Source organism: Aequorivita aurantiaca (assembly GCF_030410135.1).
Taxonomy (GTDB): Bacteria; Bacteroidota; Bacteroidia; order Flavobacteriales; family Flavobacteriaceae; genus Aequorivita; species Aequorivita aurantiaca.
Genome location: NZ_JAUGQQ010000002.1, coordinates 375,877 through 393,271 on the forward strand (window position 1 = coordinate 375,877; position 17,395 = coordinate 393,271).

Sequence of the window (17,395 nt, forward strand, 5' to 3'; positions counted from 1 at the left end):
AGGAATAAGGAATTTAGAATATTAAAATGGCCGGTATGATATTTTGATATATTTTTAAATACTTTCCGCAGATATAACAAAGTCCGTAATCCTAAAATCATGAGCAACTATCATATTAAAAATTTAGAGGAATATTTTCAGGTTTATAGAAAATCGGTACGCGATCCCGAAAATTTCTGGGAAGAAATTGCGGAAGAAAACTTCTTATGGCGAAAACGCTGGGATAAAGTAGTGGAATATGATTTTTCCAAGCCGGAAATTTCTTGGTTTAAAGGCGCAAAATTGAACATAACCGAAAATTGCATTGACAGACATTTATACACGCACGGCAACAAAACTGCCATAATCTTTGAACCCAATGAACCTTCACAACCGGCGGAAAATATAACCTACCAACAACTTCATGAGCGGGTGTGCATTTTTGCAAATGTACTGAAACAGCAAGGCATACGTACGGGTGACCGGGTGTGTATATATTTACCAATGATCCCAGAACTGGCAATTTCAATATTGGCCTGCGCTCGCATTGGGGCAATACATTCCGTTGTATTTGCTGGATTTTCTTCCACCGCACTGCACACGCGAATTAATGATTCCGATTGTAAAATGGTTATAACCAGTGATGGCTCCTATCGCGGTGGAAAGACAATCGATCTCAAAAGTATTGTGGATGAGGCCTTGGAATCCTGTCCAAATGTGGAAAAAGTGTTGGTTGTGAAGCGTATCAATAGTGAAGTTAAAATGAAACCCAATCGCGATGTGTGGCTGCAACCATTATTGGATTCGGCCCCGATTGATTGCCCGCCCGTATTGATGGATGCCGAGGATCCGCTTTTCATTCTCTACACTTCGGGAAGCACTGGAAAACCTAAGGGTATGGTTCATACCACCGCAGGTTATATGGTTTATACCGCATATACCTTTAAAAACGTTTTTCAATATCGTGAAAACGATGTGTTTTGGTGCACGGCAGATATCGGTTGGATTACCGGCCACAGTTATATTCTTTATGGTCCGTTGGCTAATGGTGCAACTACGGTGATGTTTGAAGGAATTCCCTCTTACCCGGATTTTGGGCGGTTTTGGGAAGTTATCCAAAAACATAAAGTGAATCAATTTTATACGGCGCCAACGGCAATTCGGGCATTGGCAAAGGAACGTTTGGATTTTTCCGCAGAATATGATTTGTCATCCCTGAAAATTTTGGGCAGTGTGGGCGAACCCATTAATGAAGAGGCCTGGCATTGGTATAATGATAATATCGGAAAAAAAAATTGTCCAATTGTTGATACTTGGTGGCAAACTGAAACTGGAGGAATCATGATTTCGCCCATTCCCTATTCCACGCCCACCATTCCCACTTATGCCACATTACCCCTGCCTGGCATACAACCTGCACTTATGGATGAAAACGGCAATGAACTGAAAGGAAATTTGGTGAGTGGCAGATTGTGCATAAAATATCCTTGGCCTGGAATGGCACGCACCATATGGGGAAATCACGATCGATTTCGCGAAACCTATTTTTCAACCTTTAAAAACACTTATTTTTCCGGTGATGGCGCACTTCGGGACAGTACTGGATACTATCGAATTACGGGCCGGGTGGATGATGTTGTTATTGTTTCTGGCCACAATTTGGGCACTGCGCCTATTGAGGATGCAATCAATGAACATCCAGCTGTGGCGGAAAGCGCAATTGTTGGTTTTCCTCACGATGTGAAGGGAAAGGCGCTTTATGGCTTTGTAATTTTAAAGGAAACAGGTGAAGGACGTCTGCAGGAAAATCTTCGTAAAGAAATTAACCAAATAATTACCGAGCATATTGGTCCGATTGCAAAATTGGATAAAATCCAGTTTGTAACAGGACTTCCAAAAACGCGAAGCGGTAAAATTATGCGCCGTATTCTGCGCAAGATTGCGGAAAATGATACTAGCAATCTTGGCGATATTTCTACATTATTAAATCCAGAATGTGTGGAGGAGATTATTGAAGGTTCGATTCAAATTCAATCTTTAAACCCACAGTAAGCCCCTTGACCAAACGGATTGAGCTAAAGTTATTTTTTATTTTATTATAAATATAAGCTTCAAACCTTTATCTTTAAACGGCGTTGTCATCGTTAACAAACCTCAACCTCCCCTTCTATGTTTTGGACATTCCTCCTTCTATTTTTAACAATTGTTGCCGCCATTCTTGGTTTTTTGGGATTGGGATTTGGGCAAATTGAGCCTGCTAAATCGGCTGTGTTTGTTTTAGGACCTCTGTTAATACTTTCGTTTATATTGGAACGACGCAAAAAGCGCAAAAAATATTTTGAGTAAAAACTTTCATCAATATATTTTTTATAGTTCGAAAAATTTTCATTGTTTCGCCGATTGCTTTTTTTTAATTTCAACTAGGGGAATGATGGTTTAATCCGCCCTTTAATTCCGTTAGTTTAATAATTCTTTCATGATTGTTAATTTAATTACTTTCAGAATAGTAATTTGGCCCAATAAACAACCTATATAATGAACTCCATACAAGTTATTTCACTCCCCCTAAAGGATGTAATAAGGGATATTGCCAAAATTTTTGATATTTCTTATACAGAAAATTGCGGCGAATATTTATTGGAACTGCCCTCACGGGTAGGAAAAGGAACCATACGGGGTATTAATTTTGAAGGCGGTTTGGGACTTATCCAATATGACTGCCTTTTTAAGGAAGATCTCGAAATCCACTTTATAGTGAATAACGTCCATCCCTTAAAATTTCTTTACACTGCAGAAGGAATTCTATTTCACCGTTTTGAAAACCAGGCAAACCTACAGCCAATTGAACAATATCAAAATGCCATTGTAGCCAGTAGCAATCAGAATGGACATGTTTTATTCTTTAAGGCAAATCAAAAAATAACCGTTAACAGTCTAGAAATCGAAAGGGAAAAATTCCAATCCAAAATGGCTTGCGACATAAATAGCCTTGACGATGAACTTGAACAACTTTTTAAAGATATTAAGGCGAAGAAAGCTTTTTATTATAACGGAAATTATAGTCTTGCCATAGCTGATATATTGACTGCCATGCATGAATTTATTAGCGAAAATTTCACGCGCAAATTGTTTTTGGAAGGAATGGCCTATCAAATTTTGACACAGCAAATATTGCAATACCAAGATGATAAAAAGGATGAGGGTAATCGGACACTCTTACGTTCTTCAGAATTAAAGCAAATAAATTATATATCCGGCCTTATTGAAAGCAATATTTCTGACATTCCAACCGTAGAAAATTTGGCAAGGGAATCCGGATTAAACGTGAACAAACTGCAAGAAGGATTTAAAAAGCTTTATGGAACAACGGTCAACAATTATGTGCAGAAAGTGAGGCTGGATGCCGCATATAGTTTGTTGACGAAAACAGATTTGAGTATTTCTGAAATAGTTATTGCTATCGGGTTAAGCAGCAAGAGTTATTTTTCAAAAATTTTTAGGGAAAAATACGGCATATCGCCATCGGATTTTAGGAAGAAACAAAGGGATAAATAAAAAAACTCCAGTGAAAATTTTCATCTGGAGCTTTTTCTTCTTCATAGCAGCTTTTACAAGTGCTAATGTACGCACACTTCTTGTTTAATCTTAACTGTAATGATTGTATCATTAACCCAAATCCCTTATATGTGAAATAATTGTTGAGGAAAGTAAAGAGGTTTTTAAAAAAGTTGTTAATTTTTTTACATCTTATCATTCCTTCCAATTTTCTATTTCTTTTTTAAGATCCGTGCCCGATTTGCCAGTTCTTTCCTCAAGATTTTTCAGGGTATCGGAAAATGAATTTTCCTTCATTTCACTTGAGGACACATCTAAATTATATTTCTTATTAAAATTGGATGCTATTTTCTTCCATTTTTTTTCCAAATAATCGTCATCGTTAGCAGTGTTTTCCACCTCCTCTTTGGCGCCAGCATTGGTGTAACTCTTTTCGTTTGGCTCATTATGCTGCGCTCTTTGCGGGCCTCTCCCAACACTATGTTTAGGATTTACTTCTTTACTCATAACAATAATTTTTTTAAACTGTTAATAATCAATTGAATGTGTTACGGAGCATTTTTTTCAATACATTTACAAATCCGCTATTTTTTATATCCCCACAATCAGAAACCTCTTTCTCATTGTGATGATTAAGGGGTTTCGCTGTATTCTATAACTTCGTTAATTTCCATAAATCTATATTTCATTCTTCTTCCTCTTCAGGATTTGGCTGGTTTTGCGGCGTGTTTTGAGGTTTTCTTTATTTGTTTTTCTTGCTTCTGCGAATTACGCTGATGATTTTAATTCGGTGTGCTGTTTCTAAAATTATTCCTTATTTTATAATTGTTCGTACAACTAAATCTTAATATAATTTTTCGTAGTGAAGTTTTAACCAACTATTGGCTGATTTATTGCGGGTATTGGGATCCATTTAACTTTTGTATTCAATATTATTTTCACTTTAATAAAGTTACCGTATCTGCTTTACTCGTTGTGGTTTTGTATCTTTGGGGTTTTTAATTTTTAAGCCATGTACACCAATGCTTTACAAGCCATATCGCCTATAGATGGCCGTTATGCATCGAAAACTGAAAGTTTAATTCCTTTTTTTTCTGAAGAAGCGCTTATCCGATATCGGGTGCAGGTGGAAATTGAATATTTTATTGCCTTGGTTGAACTAGAGTTGCCGCAATTAATAATGTTTGATAAGGATCACTTCCAATCGTTGCGCAACATCTATTTGGAATTTTCAGTTCAAGACGCAATCAAGGTAAAGGAAACCGAAAAGATTACCAATCATGATGTCAAAGCTGTTGAATATTTCATTAAAGAAAAATTCGACGCACTAAAACTTCAGAAGTATAAAGAATTTATACATTTTGGACTTACTTCGCAAGATATAAACAACACGGCAATCCCCCTTTCATTAAAAGATGCAGTAAACGAAGTTTACGTTCCACTTTTGTTGGAATTAAAAAATAAGCTAAAAGCTCTTTCGGAAGGTTGGGCACATGTTTCAATGCTGGCCCGTACACATGGCCAGCCCGCCTCACCAACCCGATTAGGGAAAGAAATTGAGGTTTTTGTGGTGCGCATTGAGGAACAATTCAATTTAATGAATGATATTAAAAGTGCCGCCAAATTTGGAGGTGCAACGGGAAACTTCAATGCCCATAAAGTTGCTTATCCAAACATTGACTGGCGTGCATTTGGGAAAAAATTTGTTCAGGATACGCTGGGACTTCACCACTCCTTCCCTACCACACAGATTGAACATTACGACCATATGGCTGCTCTATTCGATTGTTTTAAAAGAATAAACAACATTTTGATTGATTTAGATCGGGATATTTGGACTTATGTTTCAATGGATTATTTCAAACAAAAAATTAAAGATGGCGAGGTAGGCTCAAGCGCAATGCCCCACAAGGTAAACCCGATAGATTTTGAAAATAGTGAGGGTAATTTAGGAATTGCGAATGCTATATTTGAACATCTATCCGGTAAACTTCCCATTAGCAGATTGCAACGAGACCTTACGGATAGCACGGTTTTACGAAACATTGGTGTTCCCATTGGCCATACCATTATTGCTTTCCATTCCACAATAAAAGGTTTGAACAAATTACTGTTGAACGAAGTAAAATTTGCGGAAGATCTTGAGAATAATTGGGCGGTAGTTGCAGAGGCAATCCAAACCATTTTGCGTCGTGAAGGTTATCCAAATCCCTATGAAGCGTTGAAAGGATTAACCCGAACGAATGCACGGATTGACCAAAACTCCATATCCAATTTTATTGAAACCCTCGAGGTTCCCGAAAGTGTGAAGGATGAAATGAGAGCAGTAACTCCCGGAAATTATACAGGCATATAGAAAATAAAAATTATAAGAACAATAACTTCGACCATTGATGTGGATTATTTCCGCGTTTATAAAATAAAAAAACAAGGCTTCTTTCCTGACCGAAGAAGCCTTTTTTTTAATGCTTATATACAACTTAATCCTTAAATATTTCTCCGAAACCCTCCAATTTTGATACGTCCAAATCGCCACGTTCCGCAGATTTCATGAGTTGCATCATTTGATCGGGGCGCATGTTTTCGCCCAAAAGGCGGAAAACGGCAAATCCTCGATTATCATCACTTGCAAAAACAATGACCTCATTTATCGCATCTTCTTCGCCTGTATATTTTAAAGTGGCGTTCCAATCATTACTTTTTATTCGTGTCAATTCTTTATACTGCTCTTGGTCCAGGATTGCTTTTAATTCCAACCTTTCTTTTTCGTAATCAGCTGTATCACCCTCAATTATAGGATATGCAACCACATTCACTTTTTTTATGGTGTTCAAGATTTCCTGCTCCTCTTGGGTAAAATTGTTGTTTTTCCCCTGAAGCAAACTTGCAGCAATATCCATTTTTACGAATTTATCATCGTCTTGCTTCTCTACTAAATATTTCTGCAAGGATTTGTCATTGCAGGAAACTAAAGCCGTAAGCCCAAAAACAAGTGCAGAAATGTATTTTAGTGTCGCCATTTTTTTATTGTTTTTTCTTTTTATCAATGTTTTTTAATTGATTGCTGCCAGGAACTTTCAACTCTTCAGTCAATTTAGAGATTTGTTTTAAGTCAATATTTCCGGTGATACTCATTATTATAGTGGTGGGTTTGCCGTCAACTATTCCGTCCAAGTGCATCAACAACTCGCTTACATAATTATCGTTTTTACCTTCCTTACTATAAAATTTAATGTTTTTGCCATCTTCCTTCACGCGCATTAGTTCGCCTAAATTTGAGGAAGTGGAAACATATTTTGCCACAGCGTCATCCATTTTCTTTGCCACGGTTGCATTGTCGGTGGTGAAGATTTTTATGTTGTCGAGATCGTTTACCATTTTAAGATAAGCTTGGGCCTCGGGATCTGTGGAATTAAGGTCCATTTTACTTAAAAGCTTGAACATGTTTTTTGTAACTACTACAGAGGTTACGTCCTTTTCATCTTCAAAGGAATCGAAAGCATTCTGGCTCCAAGAAACCAATGGCGCTAATGTGAGTATTAGAATAATTACTATTTTTTTCATCTTTTTTTTATTTACTATTAGTTACTTCTTTTTAATATTAGTGTATTAATCACTGGCTCGTTGTTTTTAATCGTTGTACGGAATCAATTTCTTTAACCATTCACTCAAAAATTCTATCCTTAGTAATTGCAAACTGCTTCACGTATGATAATTGTTCCGTTCCCCTGTTCAAATTTTCGGAGAGCAGCATCATAGCATTTTTACTTTGTTCAAACGCGGCTAAAGCTTCCATTTCCTCCTGCGTATAACGCGATTGTGACAGATAAAAACTGCCAACTCCCAAACCAACAACTAAAATTGCCGCTACCGAATACCGCCAAGCTTTGTTGACCTTTGGCTTGCTATCGGGCAGAAGGAGCGCCTTGTGCGAGTGTTCCTGCTTTGCTACCTCCATTCCTAAAAAAATCGGTTTGTATTGAACCAATGCATCCGCCACGGTTTGTTGGGTGAAATAGTCCCGCAATATCTTTTCTTCTTCAAGACTGGTCATGCCTTCAAAATAGGCATCCAATAATTTTTTTATGTTATCCAATTCCATAATTATAATTTTTTATCATTGCATCCCTAACTGTTTTCCGTGCGCGGGAAAGCGCCACTCGAACCGCTGTTTCATTGCTGTCCAGCATTTTTGCGATTTCGGAAAATTCAAACTGTTCCACATCCCGAAGTTGAAGCACAATTTTTTGCTGCTCTGGCAGTGAGTCCATAATTCTGAAAACAAGTGCCACGCTATCATTGGATTCAATCTGTTTTTCAACATTTTCAGAAGTGTGGTAATTACTGTGAACGATTTTTAAATTCGAAGCCTGTTTTGATTTCAAGCGGTCCAAGCAATAATTTTTGGTCATCGTTATTGCAAAGGCTTCAGGATTTTTCAGGTTTTCAATATTCATTTTTCCGTTCCATAATTTCAACAAAACTTCTTGCACAGCGTCCTCAGCTTCGTCCTTAGAAACCAAAATTCTTCGGGCCAAACGGTATAGTTTATCCCTAAAGGGCATTACTATTGCAATAAATTCGGTTTTGTCCATTTGGTGGTTGGTTTTTTCCGGCTTCTATTTTAATGACGAACGGGCTGTATTTTTGTTACATCCTTTATTCATTAGCTGTTCATTGAATCATGTAAAAGGCTTATATTTTTTGATTTTTATTTTCATAAGAAATTTTGTCCCGAATTGAATTTGGTCAAAAAAACATATTTTTACCATTGCAATATAATCCCTAATTTACCTGTTCTAATCCCAAACAATAACAAACTTATTTATGAAAAGAAATTTTTTCATTTCACTGTTAACCGTTGCGGTCCTTGCCGTTTCCTGTTTTGAAGATATGGATGATAACATCCAAATAGCTTCTACACTGGAAATTCAAAATTTTGTATATCGTGGGCTCAACTATTATTACCTGTACAAGGCCGATACGCCAGAGCTTGCCAATGACGCATTTGGCAGCCAAGGCGAACTTGATAATTTTCTCGATAATTATGGTTCCCCCGAAAGTTTGTTCGATTACCTACTTTCGCCACAAGATAGATTTAGTGCCATTTTTAGTGACTTTAGAGTCATTGAAGATGCGCTCAGCGGAATAAGCCTGAGCAACGGAATGGAGTTTGGCCTTGTGAAATACCCGGACAACAGCGGCAATGTTTTTGGCTATGTGCGTTACGTTTTGCCGAATACCGATGCCGAAGCTGCGGGCCTAAAACGTGGAGATATTTTCACCAAAATTGATGGACAGCAAATAACCACGGAAAATTATATTGAATTGCAAACGCCCGATAGCTATACCATTGGGCTGGCAACATTTGATGGTTCTAATTTTATTTCCACTGGAGAAACGATTAATCTGAACAAAACCCAATACAACGAAAACCCTGTTTTTTTGGTGAAAACCCTAAATGTCAATTCAGAAAAAATCGGTTATTTAATGTACAATGGTTTTATAAAAGATTATGAAACACAGTTAAATAGTGCCTTTGCCCAATTTATAGCCGAGGGCGTTACCAATTTGGTTTTGGATCTTCGTTACAACGGTGGCGGTTCGGTTGAAACGGCTACCGATTTGGCCAGTATGATTACGGGACAATTTAACGGACAGGTATTTTACAAGGAATTCTGGAATTCAGACCGTCAAGCCGAAAATGCATCGGATGGTTTATTTGATAGCTCGATCAGCAATGGTTCTGCCATAAACAGTCTTAATCTTTCTAACGTCTATATTTTGACCACTCGAAGAACTGCTTCCGCCAGTGAGTTGGTTATAAATAGCCTAAAGCCTTATATCAATACGGTACAAGTTGGCGATACCACCACGGGCAAATTCCAGGCTTCGTTTCTTCTTTACGATGCGCCGGCACCAGCCTTTAGCAGGCAGGAAGCGAACGCATCGCATTATTATGCAATGTTGCCGTTGGTTTTCAAAACCGCCAATGTAGCAGGAAATACGGATTATGTTGAGGGCTTATTTCCGCAGATTGCGTTGCAGGAAGATTATTTCAATTTAGGGGAATTGGGCGATGAAAACGAACCCCTTCTTGCCGCTGCCCTTTTTGAGATAGCCGGCAGACCCTTCCACGGTAGAAGGGACTTCAAGCCGTTAAAAGAAATTTCACACAGTAAGGCGGATTCGCCCATTTACGGAAAAATGATCGGGAATAATTAATATTAAATAATAAATAAAAAGAGTCCCATAAATTCAGTATTTATGGGACTCTTTTTTAGTTGAGTTATTTAAAGAAGTTTATTCATTAAAATAAATTCCTCCGGGCACAATACCAGTTTGGAATTCCTCGAGTTGTTGGTTCGTGGCAATATCATAAATCAATAATGAACCTTGGCTGGCATAATTTTTAGCATCTGCGGCATACAGCAATCCGTTCTTTGCCTGAAGCGTATAAAAGTTACCATCTATAATAGCCGTACCCGGCAAATTAATGGAAGCGGTGGATACTTTATAAACTTTCCCATCAAGATTATAAAAAAGATTAGACCCATCCATTGTCAAGCTGCTAGGGTGTTCCGTTGTGCCAAAAGTGAAAGTTTCCATAACTTGATTTGTTCCTAAATCCACCTTAACAATTGAGCCGGCAGTTTCGGTGCCTGTATAGTCCGGCATTCCGCCACAAAGCACGTAAAGCGTATTGCCCATAACTACCATAGAGTTTGGAACATCACCAACGGTGATAATGCTTTCAACACTATTTCCCGAAATAACGGAAATTTTATTGTTCTGCCCATAACCTCCTTGATGCGCAACGTAAATTTTATTATTTGCTTCTAACAATCTCTCTGGGCCAAAATCTACGGGAATTGTTGCAGAAATAGTATTGTTGCGCAAATCCAATACTGCTAAATAATCATCCGTGTTATCAATCGGGTCGCCCCAGTTGGTCACATAACCTTTGTTGCCGGCAACGGAAACAAAATATCGCGGATTGTCCAATCCTGTAGTAATAGAATCAATACTTTCGAAAGAGTAACGATTTGCTATTTCTATTTTATGGGAATTGCTCACTACTATGTAGGCATTATCCTCCGTAAACCCCATGGATTGTACAATATTGCCCAATTCCTTTCCATTCACGTTTCTGAAAATGTTCTGTGCCACGGTACTGTAATCCTCCGAAATAAATGTAATATTCCCACTTCCATTATTGAATGGGCCTTCGTTGGTAACAAAAATCCCTTCGGCAAAGGCCTCGGGCACAATTTCCGTTTCAACGGTATCATCATCACTGCTACAAGCGGCAAATAGCAAAGCCGTAAAGGCCATAAAAATTATTTTTTTCATTGTTTTCATATTAGTTATATATTAAAGTTTAAGAATATTTCAAAATTTCGAGATGGCATGGGTCGGTATGAAACGCTTTCGTAGTACACATTGAAAACATTTTTCAGCCGACCTCCGAATGTAACATTCGCATTAGCGGGTAAAGTGTATTGCGCACCCAGATTGAAGACCGAATAGCTAGCTACAATGTCACTATTATCAGTTGTAGTAAATGCTTCGCCATTGAATAAGCCTTGAAAATAGAACGAAAATCTGTTGAAATTGTAATCCAATGTTCCCATTATTTTATGAAACGGAACATATATAAGTTGCTTTTCAGTTTCCAAATCCTCTGCTTTTGTATAGGAATAATTTGCACTGAAATCCAATAAATGCGCGGGGTTGAGCCTAAGGGAATATCCCAATTGCGCCTCTATGCCGTAATTTCTGGTATTGCTAATATTTTCGGGTTGCCACACTCCGCCATTTCCTGGCACCCATTTTATTAAATTTTCTGAAGAAATATAATAAGCGGCAACATCTGCCCTAACTTTTCTGAACATAAACTCCTGTCCCACTTCAACCTGATATGAAGTTTCCGGCTGCAGCTCCTTATTTCCACCGGCATTCCAAAACAAATCATTAAACGTTGGCACACGGTAATTTTTTGAACCATTCATCCGAAGCGCATAGTTTGTCGTAACCTTATATTTGGCATCGGCAGAAAAAAGAAACGGATTATCAAAGTCATTTAAAAACTCCTTTCGGAAATTAATTCCATATGTAAATTTCCCTGAAAGTTTATGGTTCAGCAATAAAACTGCGGCCAAGGTTTTGCGGGTATTACTTCCTACATTGTCCCCTTCCGCTTCAACGAATGTATATTCCGCTTTTCCGTTTATGCGAATGTTTTCTGCAAATAAAACCTCTGCCTGCATACCACCCATAAATGTATGTGCGTTGCCGCCGGTACCGTGCGGCTTTTGGCTATTTGGGAAATAGGTGTATTTCTCAAAAAGATGGGCAAAACTTCCCTTTAAATCCATCCTGCCTATTTTCTGTTGCAATTGCCACAAGTTTCGAGTGTTAATATCCTGATAGGCATCTTTTCCAATTGTATTTAAACTCCCGGAGAAATTGCGGTCATTATAGGAATATTCTGAATTCCAGGTTGCCACGCCGTGTTTCATTCTTCGAGCCTCGTTCACTTTTGCGGTAAACCTTAAAAACTGTCCGTGATTGTTTTTTTTGTTTTTATTTACGTACGAGTAGTCATTCTCAGAACTAATAAAATCCACTCCCACGTTTAAATAATGATCGCCCCAGGTTTGGGTAGTGCTCATATTTCCGCCGAATGTGGAAAAACTTCCATAGCGAATGCCAATATGGGTTGTGTCTATTTTTTGAAAAGTAAAACCATTGTTCAAATGAACGCTTCCGCCCACGGCGCCACTGCCATATTGCACGCCTCCGCCGCCGCTGCGAATGGAAATTTCACTATAATTTAACGGTGATACGGTACTGAAATCAGTCTGCCCCGTAAACACCGAATTAATATTTATACCGTTCCATATTACAGCAGTTTGCGCGGCATTCGTTCCACGGAAAGAGGGTGAGGAAACCATCCCAAAACCATTTTCCTTAAAATAAATGGAAGAATTATATCGAAGAATTTCCGTTAATGACAATGCGTTTCTTTCAATAATGGAATCGGCAATTTTTTCTACTTTATATCCTTTTGAAAAATGAATCAATTTGGAGTCTGTCAGTACCACTTCCGGCAATTGCTGAATACTGTCCAGTTGCGCAAAAGCGGAAGCCGTGCACAGAAAAACCATAAAGAATATGTGTAGCCAATTTTTCTCCATAATTCAACCTTTATCCCGAAAGTTTGATATTTATATGTTTGAATTTGGCAGGTCTCCTGGCTTGTCTTTTGTGCCACCTTCCCATTCGCCCATGCGAACAGTGGTTTGAAGAATGCACGCCCAAAGAAATATTCGGGACGACTTACAGTTGCGGGAACAGCATAGGATTTTTCTGATTTAGCTTGCCAATTCTCAGTGGCAAAATCTTTCACCTATTTCCCTTTTAAGAGGTTTTTCCACTATGGAAAACACTCACCAAAATTCTGGGCAAAAATAGAATTTTAATACTAGTACACCCAAACAAAACCATTATTTTTGAAGATGCAAAAAATTGTTTTATTCATCTTTATGCTTTGTGTTTACGCTTCATGCCGAAACAACGCCAAATCCAGTAGTGAAAAATTACAAACCGATCAACAAAAAGAAACAATCGCAATCACGCACTCCAAGGGGTTTGAAATTCAATCCTTTGATGGCTATAAAACTGTTACATTAAAAAATCCTTGGCCCGGAACCAGTAAAACATTTACCTATGCCTTGGTAACAAAACAAGGTTCCCTTCCCCAGCATGGAAAGTTTGATGCAGTAGTCCACATTCCCGTAAAACGGTTAGTTGTAACTTCAACCACGCACATTCCTTCATTGGAAATGTTGGGCGAAACCGAAACATTGGTAGGTTTTCCGAACTTAAATTATATTTCTTCGGAAAACACCCGTAAAAGAATAACGGCTAAAGAAATTACGGAACTAGGCAGGAATGAAGCCATAAACACCGAAATATTATTAGATTTAAATCCGGATGCCGTGGTCGGTTTTGCTGTTGACGGTAACAATTCCACGTTCGCAACAATTGAAAAAATGGGCATTCCCGTTTTGTACAATGCGGACTGGACCGAAACCTCCCCATTGGGAAAAGCGGAATGGATTAAATTTTTCGGCGTACTTTTCAACAAGGAAAAACAGGCCGACAGTATTTTCAAAAATATTGAAAGAGAATATGTTTCAGCAAAAAATACAGCATCGCAAACCTCAAAAAAACCGACGGTTATCGCTGGGGCAATGTACAAGGACGTTTGGTACATGCCTCAGGGAGATAGTTGGGGCTCCCAATTTATTGACGATGCCAATGGCCATTACCTTTGGAAGGATTCGCCCGGCACGGGCGGATTATCCTTAAACTTAGAATCGGTGCTCGAAAAAGGTCAGAAAGCAGAATTTTGGATTGGCCCAGGCCAGTTCACAAGTTTGGAGGAAATGAAAAACGCGAGTCAAGTTTATTCACAGTTTACTGCTTTTAAGACTGGAAATGTTTATTCTTATAGCCTAAAAAAAGGCGAAACCGGCGGAGTTATTTATTTTGAACTCGCTCCCAATAGACCCGATTTAGTTTTGAAAGATTTGATAAAAATTTTGCATCCGCATTTGTTACCAGAGCACGAACTTTACTTTTTTGATAAATTGCAATAATGCAAACCCCGCACACATTTCGACTTCATTTTATAGTACTTTTTGTGGTGCTGTTTGTTCTTTTTTTTATTAATCTGAGCGTCGGTTCAGTATCCATTCCATTAAATGAAATTTTTTCTATTTTTTTAGGAAAAGGCGCATCTAAGGAAACTTGGCACTTTATTATACTGCAGTACCGACTTCCGAAAGCAATAACTGCCATGCTTGCCGGTGGCGGGTTGGCCATTTCCGGATTGCTGATGCAAACGCTTTTTCGCAATCCATTGGCAGGACCTTTCGTGCTAGGTCTGAGCAGTGGGGCAAGCTTGGGCGTAGCAATTTTGATTTTGGGCGCAAGTGCATTTGGAGGTTTTTTCGGCACGCTTATATTAAGCCAATGGAGTTTGGTAATTGCCTCTGCAATGGGGAGTTTTTTAGTGCTTTTGGCGGTATTAGCGGTAACTTTCAGAATTAAAGATACGATGGCAATTTTGATAATCGGTCTAATGTTCGGCAGCGTGACCACCGCTGTGGTTTCCGTACTCTCCTATTTTAGTGATGCGGAACAGTTGCAACAATACATTTTTTGGTCCTTCGGAAGCCTGGGAAATCAGTCATGGCAGGGGGTGCTAATTTTGGGAATTTCTTTTTTGGTAGGATTAATTTTAAGTGTATTTAGCAGCAAATCCTTGAACGCGCTGCTGCTCGGCGAAAATTATGCGAAAAGCATGGGGCTTCGGATTAAGCGAACAACTTTTATCATTATTCTTGCAACCAGTATTCTTGCCGGAAGCATCACTGCATTCGTGGGGCCCATCGCTTTTGTAGGTTTGGCCGTACCCCATTTGGTTCGGCAGTTCTACAAAACAGCGAACCATTTTGTATTATTGCCGGCTGTTCTTATTTGCGGCAGCTTGCTAATGTTGGTTTGTGATACGGTAGCACAGCTGCCATTAAGTGAATTTACGCTGCCAATAAACGCGATAACGTCATTAGTTGGCGCGCCGGTTGTAATTTGGTTGTTGGTAAGAAAACGTAAACTCTTCTTTTAATGGATTTAGAAGAAAAAAAAATCATATTGCAAACAACGGCACTTTCCGTGGGCTATGCCAATAGAAAAGCTGAATCCAAAATTGCTGAGGATATAAATTTTTCAATTGCCAAAGGTGAATTAGTTGGATTAGTAGGTGCAAATGGCATAGGCAAATCCACATTATTGCGTACGTTGACAGGAATGCAAACACCTTTAAATGGCCAAATAATTATAAACGGAAAAAATTTAAAGGAATACTCCCCCTTTCAACTTGCAACGCAGTTGAGCGTGGTATTGACAGAAGCCCCAGCCTCAAAAAATCTATCTGTGTTGGAGATGGTTTCCCTTGGTAGACAGCCCTATACCAATTGGATGGGCGGCATTGCCGATGACGATAAGAAAGCCATAAATTGGGCGCTTCAGGCAACTGAAACCCAAGCGCTCGCCCCCAGAAAATGTTTTGAATTGAGTGATGGACAAATGCAGCGCGTTGCAATTGCAAGGGCATTGGCTCAGGATACGCCCATCATTATTCTTGATGAGCCTACCACGCATTTGGATATTTATCACAGGGCCTATATTTTAAAATTGCTGAAAAGCCTAACTTCCTCCACACAAAAAACTATTCTTTTTTCAACGCATGAAATAGATTTGGCAATTCAACTTGCGGATAAAATGTTAGTTATGACTTCGGAAAAAACATTTTTTGATTCACCCTGTAAATTAATTGAAGCCGATCATTTTGCTGCATTGTTTCCGAAGGATATTATAGATTTTGATGCAGCCACGGGCCGCTTTACCATTCGGAAATAGATATCTTTATCTTTAATTTTTTTTATAATGATTGAAACTTTTCTCTACCTTCTTTTTGCTGCAATTTGGGCGATAGGTGGCGCATTTTTGGGAAATTATTTTGCACGTTTAAAAAGCAAATCCGAAACTGGTAAATTGGAAGAAAGGCTCAATAATGCTACATTACAAGAAGAAAAATTGAACGCGCGTTTGGGGATTTTGGCTTCAGATAAAGAGGCGCTTCAAAACGAAAAGGAACAGGCAAACATTCAACTTTCAAAACAAAACGCCGAATATAAAGCCCTACTTTCCGAATTTGAAAAGGAGAAAGAACGGTTCAAAAATTTTGAGAAGGACTTTAATGACAAATTCGAAAATCTCGCCAATAAAATTCTAATTGAAAAAACCCAAAAATTCACGGAACTAAACAAGGACAATATTGAAGGTATTTTGAAACCACTGAATGAAAGGATTAAAAATTTTGAGGAAAAGGTCGGCAAAAACAATATAGATTTCGTGAGAACCCACGCCGAGTTGGGTAAACAGCTTCAGTTTTTGAACGAACAAAATATTAGAATAAGCCAAGAGGCCGATAATTTGACCAAAGCTTTAAAGGGCAATTCGAAAATACAAGGTAACTGGGGCGAGATGATTCTTTCTAGAGTATTGGAAGAATCTGGCCTGGAAAAAGGCCGTGAATATACGCTGCAAGACAGCCACGAAAATCCTGACGGCGGCAGACTTCAAACCGACGTTATTATTCATCTTCCGGATGGAAAAAAAATGGTGATTGACAGTAAGGTTTCATTGACGGATTTTGAAAGATATGTTTCCGAAGAGGATGAAAACTTGAAGAATATACATTTGAAAAAACACATAGATTCTATTAAAAAGCACATTGTTACTTTAAGCGACAAAAAATATTATCATGCCATAAATGAGAGCCCGGACACTATTTTCATGTTCGTTCCCATTGAACCTGCTTTTGCAATTGCCGTTGCCAATCAGCAAAATTTGTATCAGGAAGCTTTTAAAAGAAAGGTTATGATAGTAACTCCCTCCACTCTTTTGGCAGCTTTGCGGCTAGTAGAAAATCTCTGGGAAAATGATAACCAAAAAAGGAATTCGCTCGAAATTGCAACCGAAGCTGGCAAACTTTACGATTCATTTGTGGGACTTTTGGATGAACTCGGAAAAATAAAAAGACAGATGGGCACCGTACAAAGTTCCTTTGATAATGCATTGGTGAAGTTGGAAGGTCGGGGGAATTTAGCCGCAAGGGTAGAAAAACTTAAGAAATTGGGAGCTATCGCGAACAAACAAATTGACCGTCACCTTTTGAATAATGCTTCAGAAGAAGATGAATAACATCCTTTATTTTATGGGCAAA

Annotated in this window: 16 protein-coding genes and 1 riboswitch; of the genes, 8 read left to right on the plus strand and 8 right to left on the minus strand. The window is 38.5% G+C overall.

Translation table 11 applies throughout. The features are described 5' to 3' along the window. The first annotated feature begins 99 nt into the window (after window positions 1–99). Complete coding sequence (gene acs / locus QRD02_RS05035; protein WP_290253824.1) at window positions 100–2,031, plus strand: acetate--CoA ligase; 1,932 nt, start codon at window positions 100–102, stop codon at window positions 2,029–2,031. 92 nt (window positions 2,032–2,123) lie between these two features. On the opposite strand, the gene QRD02_RS05040 is transcribed toward acs, so the two are convergent. Further along, window positions 2,124–2,399, minus strand: coding sequence for a hypothetical protein (locus QRD02_RS05040; RefSeq protein ID WP_290253825.1), 276 nt, complete (start codon window positions 2,397–2,399; stop codon window positions 2,124–2,126). Window positions 2,400–2,514: 115 nt separating this feature from the next. On the opposite strand from QRD02_RS05040, the gene QRD02_RS05045 reads away from it, so the two are divergent. Continuing rightward, the gene (locus QRD02_RS05045) at window positions 2,515–3,534 is read left to right on the plus strand and encodes a helix-turn-helix domain-containing protein (RefSeq protein ID WP_290253826.1); all 1,020 of its coding nucleotides are present in this window, start codon (window positions 2,515–2,517) and stop codon (window positions 3,532–3,534) included. A gap of 195 nt (window positions 3,535–3,729) precedes the next feature. On the opposite strand, the gene QRD02_RS05050 is transcribed toward QRD02_RS05045, so the two are convergent. Further along, window positions 3,730–4,041, minus strand: coding sequence for a hypothetical protein (locus QRD02_RS05050; RefSeq protein ID WP_290253827.1), 312 nt, complete (start codon window positions 4,039–4,041; stop codon window positions 3,730–3,732). Between the two features lie 505 nt (window positions 4,042–4,546). Between QRD02_RS05050 and purB the strand changes: the two genes are divergently transcribed. Beyond that, complete coding sequence (gene purB, locus QRD02_RS05055; RefSeq protein WP_290253828.1) at window positions 4,547–5,890, plus strand: adenylosuccinate lyase; 1,344 nt, start codon at window positions 4,547–4,549, stop codon at window positions 5,888–5,890. A gap of 124 nt (window positions 5,891–6,014) precedes the next feature. Here the strand turns inward: purB and QRD02_RS05060 are convergent, their stop codons facing one another. The 4 genes from QRD02_RS05060 to QRD02_RS05075 all read right to left on the minus strand — a co-directional run bounded on the left by QRD02_RS05060 (window position 6,015) and on the right by QRD02_RS05075 (window position 8,129). Then, a complete protein-coding gene (locus tag QRD02_RS05060; RefSeq protein ID WP_290253829.1) occupies window positions 6,015–6,554 on the minus strand; it encodes a GFO_1091 family lipoprotein in 540 nt (179 codons plus the stop codon). Between the two features lie 4 nt (window positions 6,555–6,558). Beyond that, on the minus strand, window positions 6,559–7,098 hold the full coding sequence (locus QRD02_RS05065) for a GFO_1090 family protein (protein WP_290253830.1): 540 nt from the start codon (window positions 7,096–7,098) through the stop codon (window positions 6,559–6,561). 100 nt (window positions 7,099–7,198) lie between these two features. Next, complete coding sequence (locus QRD02_RS05070; RefSeq protein ID WP_290253831.1) at window positions 7,199–7,636, minus strand: PG0215 family putative anti-sigma factor; 438 nt, start codon at window positions 7,634–7,636, stop codon at window positions 7,199–7,201. Continuing rightward, complete coding sequence (locus QRD02_RS05075; RefSeq protein ID WP_290253832.1) at window positions 7,623–8,129, minus strand: GFO_1088 family ECF-type sigma factor; 507 nt, start codon at window positions 8,127–8,129, stop codon at window positions 7,623–7,625. Before QRD02_RS05075 ends, QRD02_RS05070 begins: the two co-directional genes overlap by 14 nt. Before the next feature lie 232 nt (window positions 8,130–8,361). Between QRD02_RS05075 and QRD02_RS05080 the strand changes: the two genes are divergently transcribed. Then, window positions 8,362–9,759: a GFO_1087 family putative carboxy terminal peptidase gene (locus tag QRD02_RS05080; protein ID WP_290253833.1), complete on the plus strand. Its 1,398-nt coding sequence runs from the start codon at window positions 8,362–8,364 to the stop codon at window positions 9,757–9,759. A gap of 78 nt (window positions 9,760–9,837) precedes the next feature. Here the strand turns inward: QRD02_RS05080 and QRD02_RS05085 are convergent, their stop codons facing one another. Both QRD02_RS05085 and QRD02_RS05090 read right to left on the minus strand, forming a co-directional pair. Then, complete coding sequence (locus tag QRD02_RS05085) at window positions 9,838–10,887, minus strand: DUF5074 domain-containing protein (protein WP_290253834.1); 1,050 nt, start codon at window positions 10,885–10,887, stop codon at window positions 9,838–9,840. Between the two features lie 14 nt (window positions 10,888–10,901). Then, a complete protein-coding gene (locus QRD02_RS05090) occupies window positions 10,902–12,734 on the minus strand; it encodes a TonB-dependent receptor (protein WP_290253835.1) in 1,833 nt (610 codons plus the stop codon). Between the two features lie 29 nt (window positions 12,735–12,763). Next, window positions 12,764–13,009: riboswitch (cobalamin riboswitch) on the minus strand. Between the two features lie 46 nt (window positions 13,010–13,055). Between QRD02_RS05090 and QRD02_RS05095 the strand changes: the two genes are divergently transcribed. The 4 genes from QRD02_RS05095 to QRD02_RS05110 are packed head-to-tail and all read left to right on the plus strand — an operon-like array spanning window position 13,056 to window position 17,373. Beyond that, a complete protein-coding gene (locus QRD02_RS05095) occupies window positions 13,056–14,201 on the plus strand; it encodes an ABC transporter substrate-binding protein (RefSeq protein WP_290253836.1) in 1,146 nt (381 codons plus the stop codon). Beyond that, window positions 14,201–15,232: a FecCD family ABC transporter permease gene (locus tag QRD02_RS05100; RefSeq protein ID WP_290253837.1), complete on the plus strand. Its 1,032-nt coding sequence runs from the start codon at window positions 14,201–14,203 to the stop codon at window positions 15,230–15,232. Before QRD02_RS05095 ends, QRD02_RS05100 begins: the two co-directional genes overlap by 1 nt. Beyond that, the gene (locus QRD02_RS05105; RefSeq protein WP_290253838.1) at window positions 15,232–16,026 is read left to right on the plus strand and encodes an ABC transporter ATP-binding protein; all 795 of its coding nucleotides are present in this window, start codon (window positions 15,232–15,234) and stop codon (window positions 16,024–16,026) included. The genes QRD02_RS05100 and QRD02_RS05105 overlap by 1 nt, the downstream gene beginning before the upstream one ends. A gap of 27 nt (window positions 16,027–16,053) precedes the next feature. Next, window positions 16,054–17,373 (plus strand): DNA recombination protein RmuC, encoded by a 1,320-nt coding sequence (locus tag QRD02_RS05110; RefSeq protein WP_290253839.1) that lies wholly within the window; start codon window positions 16,054–16,056, stop codon window positions 17,371–17,373. The last annotated feature ends 22 nt before the right edge of the window (window positions 17,374–17,395 follow it).